Raw genomic sequence first — 19,242 nt, 5'->3', positions numbered from 1 at the left:
TGGGCAGAGCCAGCACAACCTCCGGCCGACCTCGGGTGTGCCTCAACCCAGGGCGGGGCATCCAGGCTCTCGCTAGTCACGGTCTCTTTATGACCGTGACGTGAAGTTCTTCGACGACGGACGGAAGGCAGGCGAGTTCGGGCAGATCGGCTGCCGGGCTGTCGGCGTCGAGACTGGTCTCGACGGCGCGGTCGTAGACGGCCACGCATTGCTTGTTGGTGATGCGCGACATGTAGATGATTCCATCGACGTCTGTTTGGTCGTAGAGTTTCTGGCTGAAGCGCCTTCCCGCTGCCTGTGCCTTCGCACGAACGGCGTCCGTCGAGACACCCAACAGGCTGGCACCTTCGAACCGCAGATCGAGCAAGAAGAGCGGACGGGCATTGCGGACGCTGGTGATGGAATATCGATCGAACTCCTCCTGCAGGAGCAGGCGCTCGGATTTCCCTTCGAAGCGATCGCGGATAATGGTCTCCGCGACCGCCGTTTTCACGTCCTGCGCCAGATAGAGCAGCTTGAATTTGTCCCGCGGGCTTGAAAAGCGGGTCTTGCCGAACCCCATGCCAAGCGGAGTCGCCGCATGCTCTCGGGCGAGGATGCGCACGTAGTCATCGACGCGAACCCGAACGACCAGCCTCTGCAGGATCTGTTGATCGAGGGTCATTGGGCGGCGAAATACGCCGCGGCGGCATCGACAACCTCACCTACACGATCCTGTTTCAGCAGATCGATAGGTTTGCGGCCAGCTAGAACGGGGTTCCTTTGGCTCAGCCAGAGCCAGGCCGTGCGCTCGCTTTTGGCAAGCTGCATGATCTCCCGAATACCGCGCGCGGGTCGACCATCTATAAACTGCTCGAGAGGATAGACATGTTTCCTGGTCCCTTTGAGCAACCCAATGACGTCGCCCTCGTGTTGCCAGCGGTTGAGGGACGAACGCGCCACTCCATACTCTCGGCTAAGCTCCGTGGCGCCAGCCACGCGTCCCGCCCAGTCCTCAAGCTTCCGGTGGACGGCGATCGCAGCCAGGCCCTTCTGACCCTGATCTGATGTGACCATGGCTCCAAGGCCTTCACCTTTCGAGGGCTCTATTTCATCAGGAACACTCAGAGAGATTCTGCCGGATCGTTCGCGTCCGAAGCTCTCGAACACACGGCGGATGCGCTGCTTGAGCTCAGCGCTGTGCGCGTTGAGTTCCTGACGTTGTTCAGCCGGCAGCCTGGCAACAACCTCAGCAACTTCGCCAGCGATAAGGGCTGACAAAGCCAGCGAACCGGGGCCGAAGCCCTTCTCCGTCTTGAGGGCGTTCGACACCTTAGCGGCTACACGATCGGCGATGTTTTGATCGAGTCGCTCGGTTTGAGCATTTGACCTAACCATAGGAGGCACTCCTTGCGGGTTTCAGGCCATAGATAGGCCCCTTTGTGCCATTTGTCTAGTATGTCTCATTCGTGCAAAAGCCGTCACCATGGATTGTGCGACGACAGGCCAGAGGCTCGTTCAATGCCTCATCTAGCGCGGGACCGGGCCGATTTGAGCGGACGGACGGCGAGATGGTCGGAATTCTAGCTTGCTCTCGTTTTCACACGTTGTAATCGTTCGCGAGTACATATTGGGGGGACCATGGCCCGGCGAAAGTCAAAATCCGGATTTCTTTCAGATTACACACTCGACGACCGTTACCTTCTTAAGCCGGACCGAAAACTCGGAAGGGCGGGTATCGACACCGCACGCACGCGTGAAGGTCTCGATGTACTGATCAAGAGTTGGCCTCGCGCAAAAGGCACTGACGATCAGGATCTCGAGATGATTTGGCGAAGCGAAATCCGGCAGTTACAGCGCCTGTCGGCAATTCCCCGCGCCGACGAGCTTTTCGTTCCAATGGTAACAAGCGGTAAGGACAGAGACGGATTCTATCTCATTCTGGATCCTGGGCAAGGAAGTCCCCTTGAAGTACTGCTCAACGCAAACCGAAAACCGGCTCTGCTGGCGCAGGCCCGACAACCGCGGGTACGCCGGCAACTCTGGGCCAATATTCTGCGGCTGGTGAATGGAGTAGAACTCTTACACTCTCAGGGAATCATTCACAGGAACATCGATCCCTGGTCCGTCGTAACCGCCCTAGGCGAGGAACCGGATTTCTTACTGACCGGCTTCGAATGGTCCATGCGGATCATCGCGATCGGCGCAAGCGGCGGGAAGAATATGAAATCGCCCCGTGAGGAGCGGGTTTTTTCATTCGCGCGAGACTGGCGCGATCTGGCTCATCTTTCGGCGCTCATTCTCGACATTCCACTGGCTCCGTTAAGTGACCTTCGGGTCATCGCCTCACGCGTGGCCGACCACGTCCCTGCAGCTGAGGTCAGACTCCTTAGGGCGATGTTGGGTCTGGAACGCGTCGAGCGTCTCGACGGTGACTACATCGCTGCTCGGGTCCAAGCGATTATTGATGAAATCGCGGCGGAGGTCGCTGGGAAGGATGCCGCCCTTTGCCTCGCGGCCAGACTGGGCTCTGGCAGCCCTTTGTCGGAAGCGATCAGAAAGGCCTCGAACAGCGAAATAGAGGCTTCCGACACCACCCAACAGCTCCGCTTCATCCGAGATGATCTGGGAGATCAAGCCCAACTGATTGGTCTCGGGGAAGGCGCAGCACCACGATACGTGCTGCTTGGAAACAGCCTGACCTACCGTCTCTTGCCCTATCGTCGTCCGAATTCGCAGGATGCGGCCAGTTGGGAATTTGCTTTTTGCGACAGGGTTGAACTCGATCCACCAGCAAAATCGCAGGTCATCGGTGAGACCCTCATCCCGACTGATGCATTGGACATCGTCAAGCATACCGACGCTGGGCAAGCTTTCCCACGCAGGCGAGGAAAAGTTCAGCACTGGGAAGACTATATCAGGCGTACGACTGAGAAACTGACCGAGAGATCCGATCTGGTCAGGATGCATCAGAGTTTCGCGCTACTCTTGATCCTGGAAATGGCCTACGCGGCGGCGGATATTTTCCCGATCGAACTGGTTTCGAAGGGCGTCGGCGAAACAGCGGATCAGAAAGTCATACATGTTGTTTCTAGGAACGAAGGCGCACGCGCGTCCTTGTCGTCACTCCTGGGCTTGGACGCTCCGGCAATCAGGTTGCGCAAGCTGTTGAACTCCGAAACGCCTAGTGCGGAGGAAGGATGGATCTTCTCAGAACCCGGCACACTTGGAGATCGGAGTGCTCCGGGATCGTTGTGGCGCTTTCTGGATTATGACGAACTTGACGATGTCGAGTGCATGAAGTTCGAAGGGCAATCGCTGCCGGAGATGCGCTCCTTTGGGTTTCTCCTGCCAGGCGACATGGCAGGCCGGATCGCACAGTTCAAACGCCGTTTGAAGGCGCTGACAGCCCTCAAGGACCACGGTGAGCTTCTTCGGATGTTTGCAGATCCCCGGCTTCGTATAGAGAACAGCCAAGATCCCTTGGACGAAACGTCGGAAGCGTTCAAACGCCTCGATCAGTCGAAGCAAAACGCTCTGCGCGAGATTTTATCGACCATACCACTCTTTCTTTTACAGGGACCGCCCGGGGTCGGAAAAACCTATCTCGTAGGTGACCTTGTAGAACGCCGCATGGCTGAGGATGGCACTGCACGCCTCCTCCTCTCTGCCCAGAGCAATTCGGCGATCGACCATTTGATGAACGAGGTGCAGGAGATCTTTAAGTCCTCAGACGCGGACAGCGCACCATTGATGGTGCGGGCAAGAGCCGCAGACGATGATGAAGCGGGTGAGCTCGAGGTCGATGTCCAAGCCGACAAGTTGCTTCGTGACCTGGCTGTAAGCCCCTTGATGAACGAGGCCTCTCCCCGTTTGGCCGAAAAGGTGGACGCACTGGTCGCTGCGAGGACAGGCGGCCGGGTTGGTCGTACAGGCGGGGATAATACAACAGGCAGACGAGTAGCCGCCGAGCTGCGTGCCTTTGAGGGAATGATCCTAAGGTCTGCAAATCTAGTCTTTGCCACCACAAACTCGGCCGCGGTCGAAAGGCTGATCGAAGAACAAGGTCTCTTTGACTGGACGATCGTCGAGGAAGCAGGCAAAGCCACGGGTGGCGAGTTGCTGTCTCCACTGCTGCTTTCCCATCGCCGCCTTATGATCGGCGACCACAAGCAGCTCCCACCGTTCGATATCGAAAAGATGTCCCGCCTTCTATCATCGACCTCGTCCGTGCAGGAGGTCGTCAACCTCGTCGACAATTTGATTTCGAGATATCTCAAGGATCCGAGCATCGACGAAACATTCGAGGAGGTCTCAAGGGCTGGCGACGATTTTGGCCGCACTTGCGCCGATGCTATGTCCTTGCTGATCTTGTTCGAAACATTTGTAGAACGGGAGCTGTCCCGCCAGAAAAGGAATGACTCAGGCCCTCGCATCGCACGTCGCCTCAACGAGCAGTATCGAATGCATCCGGCGATCGCCCGGATCGTTTCGAAGTGCTTCTACGATGGTGAACTGGAAACGAATGCCAAGCAGGCCTCAAAGTTCGCGAACGAGGCTTCGCCGGTTGCAAGTACCAACACCGCTGTATTGCCGGACAAGCCGATTGTCTTCATCGATATGCCCTATGCTCAAGCGGAGGGCCCAGGTGGCCGCGGGGGGGAAAGGACCCCGCCCTGGTCAAATCCGGAAGAAGCCAAGGCCGTCATCCGTGCATTGAGCCTCATTGCGCCATCCGATGCGATGTCTAGTCCATCACTCGCAGTTCTATCGCCGTACTGGCAACAAGTCCGTCGCATTGAGCGGGAATTCGATCGAAATCGGAGTGGGCTGCTGTCGAATTTATCCGGATTCACCCCAGCGGTGAACTCGAACACATTTTGCGGCACGGTAGACTCGTTTCAGGGGGGCGAGGCCGATGCCGTCTTGATTTCAATGGTTCGCAATAATCATCATGCCACTCCCGCGCGGGCGCTAGGGTTCCTTAGGGACAACAGAAGGATGAATGTAATACTCAGTCGCGCGAAGTGGCGACTGATCATCGTTGGTAGCCTCTCGTTCTACGAGCATGTCGTCTCAGTGGCCGATCGCTTGCCGGATCAGGACATTGGCTTTCTGTCCGATTTCCTTGCAGCCCTCGAAGCGGAAAGGACCGCCGGGTACGCAGCGGTCGTTCCCTGGGGAACAATGAAGGGGGCCGAGAAATGACGACGGTGCAGGTAGTTATTCCGGTCTTAAAAGGAAGCCGGCGCTTCATCATCGAACGCGGACGGCGATGGAGTGTTATCGAGCACCTCCTTCTAGATGCCGTGTCGCGAGGGGCGGCATCGGCGTCAGACTTGGCCGAGCGGTCAAATCTCCCTCGTCGTGTAGTCGTCGAGGCGTTCATCAGGTTGATGCGAGCTGGCTGGGTCGAAATCGTATCAACACCGCGAGGCCCCCTCTTTCAAATCACTGCGGCGGGTGCTTCCCGCGTCCAATACGAGCAACTTCCTTCAGCGACCGTGCGGGAACCGCGTTGGAGGGGATTTGCTATCGAGCAGGTGAGTGGGAGCGTTTATCGCGGAAGGGAGCTCGACCTCTACCACAAGAGCCGCGTTCCCGCTCACACTGAGGAAACTCCTGTCGTTCACCTCGCCGCGTCACCAACGCATTTTCTTGAGGACATGAGCGAGGTGTTCACCACGATCGAGGGAGAAGATGAGATAATCATCGGCGTGGATCGCGGCTCCGAGAAGCTTGCGGAGAGATATGCGATCGTAACGGTCAAAGACGGTGAGATCGATGGACTACCCGGACGGGCGCCCGAGAAGTTGCGCCTTGCTATCCTGTCAGCGGCAAACCATGCCTCGGCGAAGCTCTCCGAGAATGGCAAAACGGTTGCACCAGTCATAGTAATCAAGGAGGCGGACGAAGAAGTCCCGGCAGCGGTCCCCGGTGCCTACGATTCCTCGGACCTAATCGTTGATGGAGATGACCACTGGCGGTCATTCGAACGCATCATCATGGCTGCCTCGGAAAGAGTTATCATCCACTCGACGTTCATTAGCGGGGAAAGAGCAACGGCAGTATTACCACTGCTGCTGCGCGCTGCCGAACGCGGTGTGAAAGTAGACGTTCTTTGGGGTCAGGACGATCTTGGAAGTTCAACCCGATCTTCGCAGTTTGCCGCCGCAAAAATGCAAGCTGAGATAGAGGCGGCAGGGAGGAACGGCTCGATCAGGGTTCATCAGTTCTCGACGAATTCCCATGCCAAGATCGTATTTGCCGATTCCCACAAAGGCTGGAATGCCCTCATTGGATCCTGCAATTGGTTGGCATCCGACTACAAGAGCTTTGAAACCTCGTTTCGGCTTCGAGAGCCCATGCTTGTCGGGCAACTGATGAGAAAGCTCGCTGGGCTTGCACAAGGCAGGCCCGGGGTTTGGAACGATTTTGCGATCGACCTCGCGGTTCTCGGAAGGCGCATCATGGACACTCCCTCTCCGGGAGGAAGAAAGGTTCCAATGCGCCTTCTATATGGAGCCGATCATGCAAAACTCGTTTTGAAGGCTCGAGACGATGCTATCAGCCGGATATTTGCGCTAAGCCACCGCATCGGAATCACGGCGGAGTCCCTGACACTCCTTCCTGCACTCGCTGCCGTGAAGGAGCGTGGGATCGACGCTTCGTTCTTCTACGGCCGAACGACGGGGCCACTATCAGGTGAAGCTGGCGCCGACCTCGTTAGATCTTTTGCAAAGGCGGGACTTCAGGTGAAGCCGATTCACAAACCGCGGATCCACGCCAAGGTCCTCGGGTGGGATGACGATTACCTAGCAATCTCGAGCTTGAACTGGCTGTCGGCCGATCCGTCCGAGACCAAGCCCTTCAGGGAGATTGGCGTGCTGGTAACCGCTCCAAAAGTCGCGGATAACTACGTCGGGCATTTTAAACACGCGGTCACGACATGAGCGATAGTCAATGTATTGGCCCAGCGCTACAACATCCCCAGGCTCGATAGCGCCAGCGCCAAGCTATGGGTTCAACGCGTGGCTTCTGGGGGCTCGTCTGGCCAGCTTCGGTGGCTATGCGACCGGCTTCGCGGGAGCAAGCGCTGTCGAGCTCAGGTGTGACGTTCCATTAAACCTCAAGAATCTACTTACAATGATATCAATGCGTTACGCCGGCACTTAATTTGATAATTGGCAGTTAATGATGATAATTGCGGCTTGCTTTTGGCACTTAACGCGAGAATGATCGATCTCTAGTTTTTCCGCCGTGAGTCGAGATGTTCGAGCCGTTTGCCGACGAAATCGATGACACTGATTGGGATGAGGCCTGCCGCAAGGCGGATGTGATCCGCCGGTTTCTGCGTCGAGTATCTGAGCCCACAACGACAGGCCAGATACGAGAACTTGCCGACGAGCTTGGGCTTAGCCAGGCATCGGCGTATCGCCTGCTGAAGCTGTTCCGATCGGGCGGAACCGTTCTATCCCTCGTCGGACGCAAGGCTGGTCGCCCCGTCGGCCACAGGGTTCTCGACGCAGAGCGTGACGAAATCATCCGGGCCGAAATCAAGCGCTTCTATCTGAAGAAGAACCGCCCATCTGTATCAGCCCTGGTGCGTGAGGTGAACGCGAGCTGTCGCGCGGCCGGCTTGGCGCCACCCCATCGCAGAACAATCGTCGCACGTATCGAAGACGTTGATCTTGCCAAGCGCGCCAAGGCGCGCGGTGAACCCAAAATTGAGAAATCGACCATGGCCGTTCCGGGCAAGTTCGAAGTTTCGAGACCGCTGCAGGTTGTCCAAATCGACCACACCAAGGCAGACATCTTCGTTGTTGATGAGGAGGATCGCCGACCGCTCGGACGGCCGTGGCTGACGCTGGCCATGGATGTCTGCAGCAGGATGGTCACCGGCTTCTACCTCACCATGGCGGCGCCATCTCGGCTGTCGACAAGCCTTTGCTTGCTGCATTCGGTGTTTGACAAATCTGCGTGGCTTCGCGAACGCGAGATCGCAGACCCTTGGCCCGTCGCCGGCCTACCGGATCGGCTCCATGTCGACAACGGCCGCGACTTTCGCAGCCGCGCATTCCAGCGCGGCTGCGAGGATGCGGGTATCGCGATTGACTGGCGGCCCCCTGGCGAACCGCGCTTTGGAGGGCACATCGAGCGCCTGATCGGCACACAGATGGGCAGGCTTCATCTGCTTCCCGGCACTACATTCAGCGATCCAGACGAACTGGGCGAGTACGATTCGCGTCGACATTCGGCATTCACCTTGCGCGAACTCGAGCGCTACATCGCTCTCGATATTGTCGGCGATTACCATCAATCGATCCACAGCAGCCTGAAGCGGCCGCCGATCGCCGTATGGCGCGAGCATGAGGGGACAATCCCGCTACGGCTCCCTCAGGACCGAATGCGTTTCTGGCTCACCTTCCTGCCCGAAGATGAACGGACGCTGCGGCCAAACGGCATCCACATCTTCGGACTGCGCTACTGGTCCGCCGCGTTGGCTGCGGATGTCGGACGGACCGGCAAGCGGCGGCTGCTGATCAAATATGACCCGCGAGATCTGTCGCGCATATTCGTCCGCCGTCTTTCGGGCAACTTCGTGGAGGCCCGCTATGCCGACATCACCTTGCCTTCGATCACGCTTGCTGAAGCCAAGTCGTCGCGAGAGTGGCTGCTGGCGAAGGGAAAGCGCGAGATCGATATGGGAACCATTGTGCGCACCGCCATTGCCCGGCGCCAGATGATGGATGACGCACAACGAATGACTGCCGCCGCGCGGCGCGGAAAGACCGTCGGCCGCAAGCCAAGAGTGGAAGATCGCGAATGGGGCTCGCTTCGCGGCGTCGACTCCAGCAAACCGGTACCCTTTGTCGAGGATACGGATTGAGCTGGAGCGAATATGAACGATGAAATCTCTCACCTGACCACAGGCGCGGCGGCGTTGCTTGTCGAAACGGACGAGCGGCGCATTCGCGCGATACGGTCGCGCCGCTGGGTGCTCTACCCACGGGCCAAACAGGCTCTCGATCGTCTGAGCGCCCTCCTCGACCACCCGCGTGGCACGCGCATGCCTTCGATTGCGATCTATGGCGATAGCGGCATGGGCAAGACGATGATCATGAAGCGCTTCCGCGACGAGCACCCGCCGAGCTTCAATCCGGTGACGGGAACGCTGAAGACCCCGGTCCTCGCCATGGAAATGACCAGCCGGCCCGGCGAACGGCGGTTCTATGCCGAGCTCCTGACCCTTCTCGGCGCGCCCCAGCGGCCGCGCGCTGACATCGCCCAGATGGAACAGGCCTCCCTGCGCATCATGGAGGCTATCGGCGTGCAGGTTCTGGTCATTGACGAGGTGCACAACATCCTCGCCGGAACCTACCGGGAGCAGCGCATAGTGCTGAACACGTTGCGCTTCCTCAGCAATCGTCTGCATATCTCGCTGGTCTGCTTCGGCGTCAACGAGGCGCGTGAGGCGATCAGCGGCGACGTCCAGCTTGCCCGTCGGTTCGAGCAGTTCACCCTGAACAGATGGGCTGCGAACGAACAGTTCGAGACCCTGGTGGCGTCTATCCTGCGCAACACACCGCTACGCCGGCCGTCGGTGCTCACCCCGAAATCGTTGCGGCGGATGCTGCAGATCACCGAGGGCATCACGGCCAACATCTTCCACATGGTCAACAGCCTGGCGATCGACGCCATCGAAAACGGCAGCGAGCAGATCACGAACGAGGCCGTCGAGATCTGGGAGCCCGAGTTTGAGGCAGAAGCGGCATTCGCATGACGCAGAGGCGGCGCAACGGCAGCTGCCGGTACTTTTGCCACCAATCCCCGACGAGCTGCTGTCGTCTTGGATTAGCCGCCATGCCGCCTTCTACGCGGTTCCACCGCTCCTCATGCTGCGGCATTGCCTGCCGGAAGTTCGCTCGCTGCGTGTCGCCGATCTCCATTTGAGCGAAGATCAGGAAATCCGGCTGGCCAAGGTGTTCTTTACAGCGCCGGCCGACATACGTCGTATGACCTTCGCCAACGTCCCGTCGTCGTTCCATCGGTTCATCGCGGCGAGGCCGGTGCAACGCTGCACGAACTGTAACCCAATCCAAGCCGCGCCCCTACCCGTGCTGCGAGACCAATTGACGGGTTGGCGGATCACATGCCTTCGCTGCGGGGACCTCCTTCGAGACCAGGATTGGCACGGAGCCCCCTCCCCGTTCCGACAGTATCACAGCGCGGCCATGCGGGGCGAGAAGCTGCTCCACAATGAGATCGAGCACGGCGTCCGACGTTGGACTTCACCGACCGAGATTGCCCGTCTTCTGCTCATGCGGCGGATAGTCTTCCCCGTTCCATCAGAGCAGCAGCTCTATCTCTTCCGCGTCCTCGGCGTCATCATTCCCGATCTCGATCGCGTCCTCGTCGCGAGTCGAACGGATCTCCCTACGCCTGCACGACCAATCCTGCCACTCCACCTGCGAGCGGCCCTTCTCGCGGGCGTCGCCATGGTAGAAAGTGCCGGACCCGAGATGCTCCGCATGCTTCGCCGTCACACGATTGGCGACAACATGACCCGCTTCAGCGACGCCGCCGAGAAGCTCATCGCACAGGCTGGCAGGCATAGGCACGCCTCGCAAAGGCAGCTAATTTGAGAATCCCATCAAACAGATTCTCATGATTAAATGGAAAGCCACGCCGAAACGAGCGCATTCTTACGGTTAAGTGCAAAGCGACAACGTGAAATTGGGGCCCTCGGCAGGGTTCGAACCTTCAACCTCCTGTCAACAATACAGGTGCTCTACCGATTGAGCTACAAGGGCCCATTGACCACCAAATCTAGTTTGAACCAGTAAACAACAAGTTTCGAACTCACCAGACCCGCGAAATCAATTGCCTCCGGTTGTCGTACTGATGAATTGGGGCCGTGTATACGTTTTTTGTCTCCCGTCGCAGTCACTCTTACGAAGCTGCTAAGCGAAACTTTACCGTGTTGCCCTATGGAGTTGCAGTTGCCGGTTTGTGCGCTGGACGCAGCGTTCCGACCGGCTCTGGCATGACGGGACCACGCATGTGTCACAGGTAAGGCCATTCGAGCACGACGACGCCCCGGCGGTGGCGGAGATGTTCCTGCGCATCCTGCGCCGTGAAACCTCTGCCGATGGCGGCGCGGCGCTCGCGGTCTATCTCGACGATCTTTTCTGCGGGCCATACAGGTGCGACGGGGAGATCGTTTCGCGCGTTCACGTCACCGAAGACGGCCGGCTGAACGGCTTCATCGGCGTTCTGCCGCAGGTGATGGAACTGGACGGCGAGCACCTGCGCGCCGCCATCTGCACCACATGGATGGTTGACGGTCACCAGGCCGATCCCTTCGCCGGCGCGCGTCTGCTGAAAGCCGTTCTGTCCGGTCCGCAGGACCTGTCCTTCAGCGAGACGTCCAACGATCTTTCAACGGCGATGTGGCGCCGCATGGGCGCCCATGTGCTGGCGCCTTACAGCTTGGAATATCTGCGCGTCATCCGTCCGGCCGCTTTCGTCACGCGCATGGCCGCCAACCGCTTCGGCCTTCTGGGAGCATTTACGCCGCTGGCCCGGCTGGCCGACCGCGCGGCGGCCGCCGGCGTTAACGGTCTTTCCTGGGCGGGTTTCCAGCCGCGTCCCGGCAAGACAGATGCGCTTGCCGAGACCGAACCGGACGAGGACGCGCTTGCCGGCGCCATCGGGGAACTGGTGGTGCATCATCGCCTGCATCCGCGCTGGAGCGACGAACAGTTGGCGCGCATGCTCGCCCATGCCCGCGTCAAGGCCAGGCACGGCACGCGCGTCCAGCGCATCCTGCGCACGCGTGGCGGCAAGCTCGCTGGCCTGTTCGTCTATTACGGCGACCGCGGCGGCATCGGCCGCGCGATGCAGGTCATGGCCGCGCCCGGCATGGAAGGGCTGGTGCTGGAACGCCTGCTCGCCGATGCCCATGCGCGCGGCCTTGCAGCCATTCGTGGCCGTACCCAGCCGGCGCTGCTCGACGCTATGCTCGACCGCAAGTTCGCCTTCCTGCACGCCTCGTCAACCGTGTTCCATTCTTCCAGGCCGCAACTGGCGGATGCCGCCACGCAGGGCCGCGCCTTCCTCAACGGCCTGTCGGGCGAGAGCTGGACGCGGCTCATCGGCGACCGCTTCGATTGACGGGCGGGCAAGCGCGATGTGCGGCATAGCAGGTTTTTTTGGCTCCACCGTTTCGCCCGATGCGGCGCCGGCGCTGATGCAGCGCATGGCCGTCAGGCTCGGCCATCGCGGGCCGGACGAGAAGGGCATCCATTCGGCACCCGGCATCGGGCTTGCCCATGCGCGGCTTTCCGTCGTCGGCCTCGCCGACGGCCAGCAGCCCATGGCTGATGCGCGCGGCGATCTGGTCATCTCTTATAATGGCGAGATCTTTAATTACGTCGAACTGCGCGAACGCCTGCAGGCGCGCGGGCGGCGCTTTTTAACCGGCAGCGACACGGAGGTGATCCTCCATCTCTATGACGAGATGGGCACGGCCTGCCTCGACGAACTCAACGGGGATTTTGCCTTCGCGCTGTGGGATGCGCGGCGTCGGAGCCTGTGGCTGGCGCGCGACCGCATGGGTGTGCGCCCGCTCTATTACACGGATATCGGCGGCACGCTGTTCTTCGCCTCCGAGGTCAAGGCGCTGATGGACGTGCCGGGCTTTGTGGCCGAACTAGATCCCGTCGCGCTTGATCAGGTCTTCACGCTATGGGCGCCGATCGCCCCGCGCACCGCCTTCAGGAGTGTCAGCGAACTGCCGCCCGGGCATATGATGATCGCGCAGGGACGCGAGCGGATGGTACGCCCGTGGTGGCGGCTGGAATTTCCCCGTGACGGCGATTTCGAGAATTCGGAGTATCCGGTGGGTGAACTCGGCGCGTTGCTGGAAGACGCCACGCGTATCCGACTGCGCGCCGACGTGCCGGTCGGCGCCTATCTTTCGGGCGGGCTCGATTCCTCGCTCGTCACCGCCCTTGCCGCGCGGCTGGCGCCGGGGTGCCTCGAGACCTTCTCGGTCGGTTTCCGCTCCGCCGAGCACGACGAAAGCCGCTGGCAGGCTGAGGTGGCGGAAAGGCTCGGCGTCGCGAACCATCGCGTATTCTGCGGGGAGGAGGAAATCGCCGCCGATTTCCCGGATATCGTCGCGCATGCCGAATGCCCCGTCCTGCGCACCGCGCCTGCGCCGCTTTACAGGCTGGCCGGGCTCGTTCGCGGCAACGGCATGAAGGTGGCGCTGACCGGCGAGGGAGCCGATGAGGTGTTTGCCGGTTACGACATCTTCCGCGAAGCCGCCGTGCGGCGCTTTTGCGCCCGCCAGCCGGGTTCGGTGCGCCGGCCCCTGTTGTTCCAGCGACTCTATCCCTATCTGCCGCAATTGCAGCGCCAGAGCGCCGACTATCTCGCCCGTTTCTTCTCTGCCGGCTCGGATGAGCTCACCGATCCGCTGTTCTCGCACCGTCCGCGCTTCCGCTCCACCACGGCGGCGAAGCTCTTCTATTCCCCGGCGCTGAAAGACACGCTCGGCACCTATGACGCGGCGGCCGACCTCGCCGCGCAACTGCCCGCAGAATTCGGCCGCTGGCATCCGCTAAACCAGGCGCAATATCTCGAAACCCGCTTCCTGCTTCCGGGCTACATCCTGTCGAGCCAGGGTGACCGGGTGATGATGGCGCATGGCGTGGAGGGCCGGTTTCCGTTTCTCGATCACCGCGTCGTCACTTTCGCCGCCGGGCTTCATCCGGGCCTTAAACTGCGCGGCCTGAAAGAGAAATTTATCCTGAAAGAGGCGGCACGCGGCCTGGTGCCGGATGCGGTCGTCGACCGCCCCAAGCAACCCTATCGTGCGCCTGACAGCCAGACATTCTCAGTTCCCGCCGCCAGGCCCGTAGTGGATGGGGCGCTTTCCGACAGCGCGCTGGTCGAGGCGGGCTTGTTCAACTGCAAGATGGTGGAGATGCTGAAACGCAAGGCGCTTAACGGAAGGGCAACCAGCTTCAAGGACAATACGGCCTTCATGGGCGTTCTCTCGACGCAGCTGTGGCACCGGACCTTTGCCGCAGGCCAGCCGCGCCGAACGAAAACAGGGTGAGAACCAGACAATATGTCTGATGTAGTGCAAACAAGAATCCGCGATTTCATTGTCGAGAATTTCCTGTTCGGTGACGACAGTCAGCCTTTGCCCGGCGATCTTTCGTTGATTGAAAGCGATATGGTCGATTCCACCGGCATCCTCGAACTGGTCGGCTTCCTTGAAGAAGGGTTCGGGCTGACGATCGCCGATGCCGACATCGTGCCGGCCAATCTCGATTCCATCGACCGAATCGCCGCCTTCATCGAACGCAAGAAGGCGGCCTGAAAGCGCGGCGATGCGTATTGAAAGCCATCTCCGAGTAAGCTGCCTGCGCCATGCCGGCAAGACCGCCATTGTCGACGGCGCGCGGCGGGTAAGCTACGCGGAACTTTGCAACGCCTCCGATGGCCTCGCCGCATGGTTTATCGAAAATGGTGTCGGCAGGGGCGACCGCGTCGTTGTGTTCGCCGGCAATGGCTGGCAGACCGCCGTCGCTTTCTATGCCGTGTGGAAGGCGGGCGCCGTGGCCTGCCCGGTCAATCCGTCCACCAGGGCGAAGCGCCTCGCCTTCATCATCGCGGATTGTTCGCCGGCGGCTATCGTCGCCGACGCCAGAGGCGCTCCGACGGTCGCGGATGCGCTCGCCATCAACCCCGAAGCGCGCCCGGCAACGGTCCTGACTCGCCCGCATCCGGCGCTGCCTGGGGCCGCCGATTTCGAGCAATGCCTGGAGACCGGGCCGTTCTCCGCCGACCCGGCCCTTTGCGACGACGATCTCGCCGCCATCATCTACACATCGGGGTCCACGGGCGATCCCAAGGGCGTGATGATGGGGCATGACAACATCGATGCCGCGACCGCGTCCATCGTCTCCTATCTTGGAAACGTCGAGGGCGATGTCATCCTCAACGTGCTGCCGCTGTCGTTTGGATACGGGCTGACGCAGTTGTTAACCAGCGTACGTGTCGGAGCCACGCTGGTGCTGGAGAAATCCTTCGCCTATCCGGCCGCCGTGCTGGAGCGCCTGCACGAAGAGCGCGTCACCGGCTTCCCCATGGTTCCCTCCATGATCGCCCTGCTGCTGCGCATGGACGAGCTGGACCCGGCCCTGTTTGCGGGCCTGCGCTACATCACCAGTGCGGCCGCTCCCCTGCCGGTCGCCCACATCCGCAGACTGCGCGCGCTGCTTCCCGGCGTGCAGCTTTATTCCATGTACGGCCAGACCGAATGCGTGCGGGCGACATGGCTGCCGCCGGGCGACATCGACCTGTGCCCGGCCTCCGCCGGCATCGCCATTCCCGGAACCGCCATCCAGGTCGTCGACGAGGCCGGTATCGAGGTTGCGCCCGGTATCGTCGGGGAACTCGTTGTTTCGGGGCCGCACATCATGCGCGGCTATTGGAACAATGCCGATGCGACGGCGGATGCCCTGCGTCCTGATCCGCTGACGGGAAGCCTGCGCCTCCACACCGGCGACCTGTTCTTTGCCGACAGCGACGGCTACGTTACCTTCGTCTCGCGCCGCGACGACATCATCAAGACGGGCGGTTTCAAGGTGGCGCCGCGGGAAGTGGAATCCGCGCTCTACGATCTGGAGGGCGTGGTCGAGGCGCTGGTCGTCGGCATGCCGGACCCGGTACTGGGCGAGACGCTCAAGGCGATGATCGTCAAGTCGGCCGATACACTGACCGCCGAGGACGTCCTGCGTCACTGCGTCCGCATGCTGAACGATTTCATGGTACCGCGGCAAGTCGAGTTCTGCCAGGCACTGCCGAAGACCGGCAGCGGCAAGCTCAGCCGCCGTCTCGCATCGGACGGAGGCACCACGCCATGAACGAAACGAGCGCACGGGCTCCGGCCTTCACCCTTGCGGCCCTTTCCATTGAGGCCGAAGCCGAGGCCGACCGCATCGCTGCGCGCATGCGCGACATCCTGCGCGGTGACCTGCGCAAGCGCGGCTTCGTTATCGGCATTTCCGGCGGAATCGATTCCGCCGTCTGCGCGGGGCTGGCGGTACGCGCCGTCGGTCCCGAACGCGTTTTCGGCCTGCTGATGCCGGAACACGATTCCGATCCGGAAAGTAACCGGCTGGGCGAGGCCGTGGCTGAAACCTTCGGCATCGGGCACGCAGTCGAGGATATCGGCCCGGCGCTGGATGCGATGGGTTGCTACCGCCGCCGCGACGACGCCATCCGCCGGGTCGTACCGGACTACGGCGCGGGCTGGTCGAGCAAGATCGTCTTCGACAATGCGCTGACGGCGGACGGTTACAACATCTCGTCTCTGGTGGTGCGCGCGCCCGATGGCGCCATGCGCAAACTGCGCCTGCCGGCCGACGCCTATCTCGGCATCGTCGCTGCCACCAACATGAAGCAGCGCACGCGCAAGCAGCTCGAATATTACCATGCCGACCGGCTGAACTTCGCCGTCATCGGCACGCCCAACCGGCTGGAATACGATCAGGGCTTCTTCGTCAAGAACGGCGACGGCGCCGCCGACATCAAGCCGATCGCCCATCTCTACAAGTCGCAGGTTTATGAGCTGGCCGCCCATCTCGGCGTGCCCGAAGAGATACGCAAGCGCCCGCCGACCACCGACACCTATTCGCTGCCGCAGACGCAGGAAGAGTTCTATTTCGCGCTGCCCTACGCCAAGATGGACGCCTGCCTCTACTCCCTCGACAACGGCGTTCCCGCGGTCGAGGCCGGCGCCTCCATCGGTCTCTCCGAAGCGCAGGTCGAGGCTGTGTGGAGCGACATCGCGGCCAAGCGCAAGGTCGCCCGCTATCTTCACATGTCGCCGGTGCTTGCAAATCATGGACTCTTGAGACCGTTTGACTAGGCTAGTCCGTTCCAATCGAAACGTCTATCAATGCGCAGCACACGAGCTAAGCAGGTGTCATGAACAACCCTATTTGACGGATCCAATGAGATTGTTAGTGCATGGCCGGTCTACAGTCCAACGGGATGATGGTTTCGGGTATCGGCGGGCGGAAACTCTGACTCCGAACGGGGACACGTTGGGTAGCACTTCAAACGTAAACAGGGCTAACTCATAGACGCGGACAAAACGGGGGGCAGGTCAACAAGTACACACCGACCTGGGCCGATCAGATGGACACCTTGACGACGGCTTTCGAAAACACCTTCGTCGCGTCGGTCTGGCAGAGCGCGCTGACGAAGGAGAAGGGCCTGGGCGCCGCCGACTTCGACGCCTGGCAGCAGAACGCTGACATCCTGGCGGAATACGGCGTGATCGACAAGGCGCCGAAGGCTGTCGACTTCGTCGTCGATCCGTCCTCGATCAAGTAGGTAGCCGTGCTCAAGCGCAGCCTGATTGGCCTGATCGGAATCGTCGCGCTCTGGAGCGCGGCGGTCCACATCTTCGAGGTACCCGACTTCCTGCTTCCGGGACCGTGGGCAGTCGCCCAACGCATCGTGTTTCTATTCCAACATGCTAATCTCCTCTGGCACATCTATGTGACCCTTTCGGAGATCCTCGGGGGCTTCCTGCTGGGAGCGGTCGTCGGGGTGGCTTCCGCGATCGCATTCTCCCGTTCCCCGCTCCTGCTGCGCCTGACGACACCGCTCATCCTGCTGCTGCAGACCACTCCGAAAATCGCAATTGCACCGCTGTTGCTGCTCTGGCTTGGACTTGGCGCCGCACCGAAGATCGTGCTGGTCGCAATTGTCACGTTCTTTCCGGTGATGACTGCCATGCTGTCCGGCATCACCTACATGAACAAATCCTATTCCGACCTGGCCGGCGTGCTGCGCCTGTCCCAGTGGCAGAGATTTCGACACATTGAATTGCCTGCGGCGATACCGACCCTGTTCGCGGGCGCGACCGTCGCGACGACGCTGGCCATGACCGCCGCCGTAATCGGAGAGTTGATGGGCGCCAACAAGGGCGTCGGCTTCCTGCTGGCAAATGGCCAGGAGAATGCCGACACTGCAACCGTCATAGGCATGGTCATCCTGCTGTCGTTTCTCGGCTGGGCGTTCTTCGCGGTCCTGGACTTCGGACGCCGCCGCGTGGAAGACCGCTATTCGTGAGCGATCCTGCACGAATTTGTTCGCGCCATGCGCCGCGTGTTCGCCGAGCAACTTGTCAGCTTCGGCGATAACGGCGCGCTACCTGTTCCCCAACGCCGATTAGGCGAGATCAGTTGTCAAGCCTGGAAGATGAGGATGGCGCGTGTGTCTTTGCCCGTGGAAACGGTGCGGATCTCCGCCCTTCCCTGACCAGCCAATTCGCAAGCCGGGGCGCGGCAGGGTGACCGCCCCGGGACGGTCGGAGGAACGTAAACCGGGTGGGAAGCGGGCAGAACCCCCAAGGCGCGATCAGCCGTCCCGCAACAATGTCGGCTTCCGCGAAAGCCCAGGCTGTCACGGCGACGCCAAGGCCACCGGCAACGGCCTCGAGGAGATACGTATTGTGCTCGAATCTCCGCGCGGCGGAAGCCTTCGGCAAGTCGACTCCGTACGCCTCGGCCCACTGGCTCCATCCATGTGAAAATGTGTCGCTCGTGAGCCTCGGCCGGCTGAGAATTCTTGCCGGATCTCCCCCGTCCGCCTCGAAGAGCGCGGGGGCCACAACGGGGCCGTAGGCATGCTCCAGAAAAGCCGTAGCGGCGAGGCCAGGCGGTGGAGCGTCTTCCAGCAGGCGGATCGCCGCCCGCGCTCCATCGTCACCATCGAACAGGGTCCGGGCCGAAGCCTCGATAATGCGGACGTTCACGCCAGGAAAACTCTCATGGAACGTCGACAGGCGGGGGATCAGCCACTTCATGGCAAACGTCGTGGGCACTGAGACGACGAGATCGTCAGCCTCTCCTGAAGCCGGCAAACCCTCCGCTATCCGATCCAGCCCCTCCCGCAGGGCGTTCGCGAGTTCGAGCCCCGCCCTTGTGAGGCGCAGAGAATGTCGCGGTCCCGAGACAAGTACCACGCCCAGCTCCTTTTCAAGGGATCTGATCTGACGACTTACCGCTCCGTGCGTGACGCAAAGCTCCTCCGCGGCCATCACCATCGATCCGAAGCGCGCATAGGCTTCGAAGGATCGCAGTGCGTTCAAGGATGGCAGCCGGCGTCTTCTCATGTGATCTCAGCTCACAAATCGGATCAACTTAATCGTTTGCACGTCACGCG

The 19,242-nt window shown here is 60.8% G+C and carries 15 protein-coding genes, 1 tRNA gene and 1 pseudogene; 12 read left to right on the top strand and 5 right to left on the bottom strand.

Annotated features, from left to right (window positions below):
* Window positions 1–76: 76 nt before the first annotated feature.
* Both P2W41_RS18990 and P2W41_RS18985 read right to left on the bottom strand, forming a co-directional pair.
* Window positions 77–664, bottom strand: coding sequence for an RES family NAD+ phosphorylase (locus tag P2W41_RS18990; protein ID WP_223006644.1), 588 nt, complete (start codon window positions 662–664; stop codon window positions 77–79).
* Window positions 661–1,377, bottom strand: a complete 717-nt coding sequence (locus P2W41_RS18985; RefSeq protein WP_223006645.1) for a hypothetical protein — start codon at window positions 1,375–1,377, stop codon at window positions 661–663. The genes P2W41_RS18990 and P2W41_RS18985 overlap by 4 nt, the downstream gene beginning before the upstream one ends.
* 243 nt (window positions 1,378–1,620) lie before the next feature.
* Here P2W41_RS18985 and P2W41_RS18980 point away from each other — a divergent pair, with 243 nt between their 5' ends.
* The 5 genes and pseudogenes from P2W41_RS18980 to P2W41_RS18960 all read left to right on the top strand — a co-directional run.
* Complete coding sequence (locus tag P2W41_RS18980; protein WP_223006646.1) at window positions 1,621–5,187, top strand: AAA domain-containing protein; 3,567 nt, start codon at window positions 1,621–1,623, stop codon at window positions 5,185–5,187.
* Window positions 5,184–6,932: a phospholipase D-like domain-containing protein gene (locus P2W41_RS18975; RefSeq protein ID WP_223006647.1), complete on the top strand. Its 1,749-nt coding sequence runs from the start codon at window positions 5,184–5,186 to the stop codon at window positions 6,930–6,932. The genes P2W41_RS18980 and P2W41_RS18975 overlap by 4 nt, the downstream gene beginning before the upstream one ends.
* Window positions 6,933–7,249: 317 nt before the next feature.
* Window positions 7,250–8,869, top strand: a complete 1,620-nt coding sequence (locus tag P2W41_RS18970; RefSeq protein WP_223006648.1) for a Mu transposase C-terminal domain-containing protein — start codon at window positions 7,250–7,252, stop codon at window positions 8,867–8,869.
* Between the two features lie 12 nt (window positions 8,870–8,881).
* A complete protein-coding gene (locus P2W41_RS18965) occupies window positions 8,882–9,763 on the top strand; it encodes a TniB family NTP-binding protein (protein ID WP_223006649.1) in 882 nt (293 codons plus the stop codon).
* A pseudogene (locus P2W41_RS18960) lies at window positions 9,738–9,956 on the top strand (hypothetical protein); the annotation flags it as partial. The gene P2W41_RS18965 and the pseudogene P2W41_RS18960, both read left to right, overlap by 26 nt.
* Before the next feature lie 372 nt (window positions 9,957–10,328).
* Here the strand turns inward: P2W41_RS18960 and P2W41_RS18955 are convergent.
* Both P2W41_RS18955 and P2W41_RS18950 read right to left on the bottom strand, forming a co-directional pair.
* On the bottom strand, window positions 10,329–10,595 hold the full coding sequence (locus P2W41_RS18955; protein WP_255606533.1) for a hypothetical protein: 267 nt from the start codon (window positions 10,593–10,595) through the stop codon (window positions 10,329–10,331).
* Window positions 10,596–10,717: 122 nt separating this feature from the next.
* Window positions 10,718–10,793, bottom strand: a tRNA-OTHER gene (locus tag P2W41_RS18950).
* A gap of 250 nt (window positions 10,794–11,043) precedes the next feature.
* On the opposite strand from P2W41_RS18950, the gene P2W41_RS18945 reads away from it, so the two are divergent.
* The 7 genes from P2W41_RS18945 (at window position 11,044) to P2W41_RS18915 (ending at window position 18,147) form a co-directional block, all read left to right on the top strand.
* Window positions 11,044–12,156, top strand: coding sequence for a hypothetical protein (locus P2W41_RS18945; protein ID WP_255612942.1), 1,113 nt, complete (start codon window positions 11,044–11,046; stop codon window positions 12,154–12,156).
* Between the two features lie 16 nt (window positions 12,157–12,172).
* Window positions 12,173–14,110, top strand: a complete 1,938-nt coding sequence (gene asnB / locus P2W41_RS18940) for an asparagine synthase (glutamine-hydrolyzing) (RefSeq protein ID WP_223006651.1) — start codon at window positions 12,173–12,175, stop codon at window positions 14,108–14,110.
* A gap of 12 nt (window positions 14,111–14,122) precedes the next feature.
* Entirely contained in the window at window positions 14,123–14,377 is a 255-nt protein-coding gene (locus P2W41_RS18935) for an acyl carrier protein (protein WP_223006652.1), read from the top strand.
* Between the two features lie 10 nt (window positions 14,378–14,387).
* Complete coding sequence (locus P2W41_RS18930) at window positions 14,388–15,926, top strand: class I adenylate-forming enzyme family protein (RefSeq protein WP_223006653.1); 1,539 nt, start codon at window positions 14,388–14,390, stop codon at window positions 15,924–15,926.
* Complete coding sequence (gene nadE / locus P2W41_RS18925) at window positions 15,923–16,933, top strand: NAD(+) synthase (RefSeq protein ID WP_223006654.1); 1,011 nt, start codon at window positions 15,923–15,925, stop codon at window positions 16,931–16,933. The genes P2W41_RS18930 and nadE overlap by 4 nt, the downstream gene beginning before the upstream one ends.
* A gap of 272 nt (window positions 16,934–17,205) precedes the next feature.
* The gene (locus P2W41_RS18920) at window positions 17,206–17,403 is read left to right on the top strand and encodes a hypothetical protein (RefSeq protein WP_223006655.1); all 198 of its coding nucleotides are present in this window, start codon (window positions 17,206–17,208) and stop codon (window positions 17,401–17,403) included.
* A 6-nt stretch (window positions 17,404–17,409) separates the two neighbouring features.
* Window positions 17,410–18,147 carry an ABC transporter permease gene (locus P2W41_RS18915; RefSeq protein WP_223006656.1) on the top strand — a complete coding sequence of 246 codons (738 nt, stop codon included), beginning with the start codon at window positions 17,410–17,412 and terminating at the stop codon, window positions 18,145–18,147.
* 109 nt (window positions 18,148–18,256) lie between these two features.
* On the opposite strand, the gene P2W41_RS18910 is transcribed toward P2W41_RS18915, so the two are convergent.
* Window positions 18,257–19,168, bottom strand: a complete 912-nt coding sequence (locus P2W41_RS18910; RefSeq protein WP_223006657.1) for a LysR substrate-binding domain-containing protein — start codon at window positions 19,166–19,168, stop codon at window positions 18,257–18,259.
* Window positions 19,169–19,242 lie beyond the last annotated feature (74 nt).

It is taken from the genome of Nitratireductor sp. L15S-10 (assembly GCF_045011005.1).
In the GTDB taxonomy this organism is placed as follows: Bacteria; Pseudomonadota; Alphaproteobacteria; order Rhizobiales; family Rhizobiaceae; genus Nitratireductor.
The sequence above is the reverse complement of the archived record's forward strand: the minus strand, read 5'-3'. Positions and strand labels throughout refer to the sequence as shown.

Bases quoted from the DNA above. Each gene is read 5' to 3' on its own strand.
- P2W41_RS18990 (WP_223006644.1), bottom strand. From the start codon at position 664: ATGACCCTCGATCAACAGATCCTGCAGAGGCTGGTCGTTCGGGTTCGC.
- P2W41_RS18985 (WP_223006645.1), bottom strand. From the start codon at position 1,377: ATGGTTAGGTCAAATGCTCAAACCGAGCGACTCGATCAAAACATCGCC.
- P2W41_RS18980 (WP_223006646.1), top strand. From the start codon at position 1,621: ATGGCCCGGCGAAAGTCAAAATCCGGATTTCTTTCAGATTACACACTC.
- P2W41_RS18975 (WP_223006647.1), top strand. From the start codon at position 5,184: ATGACGACGGTGCAGGTAGTTATTCCGGTCTTAAAAGGAAGCCGGCGC.
- P2W41_RS18970 (WP_223006648.1), top strand. From the start codon at position 7,250: ATGTTCGAGCCGTTTGCCGACGAAATCGATGACACTGATTGGGATGAG.
- P2W41_RS18965 (WP_223006649.1), top strand. From the start codon at position 8,882: ATGAACGATGAAATCTCTCACCTGACCACAGGCGCGGCGGCGTTGCTT.
- P2W41_RS18955 (WP_255606533.1), bottom strand. From the start codon at position 10,595: ATGCCTGCCAGCCTGTGCGATGAGCTTCTCGGCGGCGTCGCTGAAGCG.
- asnB (WP_223006651.1), top strand. From the start codon at position 12,173: ATGTGCGGCATAGCAGGTTTTTTTGGCTCCACCGTTTCGCCCGATGCG.
- P2W41_RS18935 (WP_223006652.1), top strand. From the start codon at position 14,123: ATGTCTGATGTAGTGCAAACAAGAATCCGCGATTTCATTGTCGAGAAT.
- P2W41_RS18930 (WP_223006653.1), top strand. From the start codon at position 14,388: ATGCGTATTGAAAGCCATCTCCGAGTAAGCTGCCTGCGCCATGCCGGC.
- nadE (WP_223006654.1), top strand. From the start codon at position 15,923: ATGAACGAAACGAGCGCACGGGCTCCGGCCTTCACCCTTGCGGCCCTT.
- P2W41_RS18920 (WP_223006655.1), top strand. From the start codon at position 17,206: ATGGACACCTTGACGACGGCTTTCGAAAACACCTTCGTCGCGTCGGTC.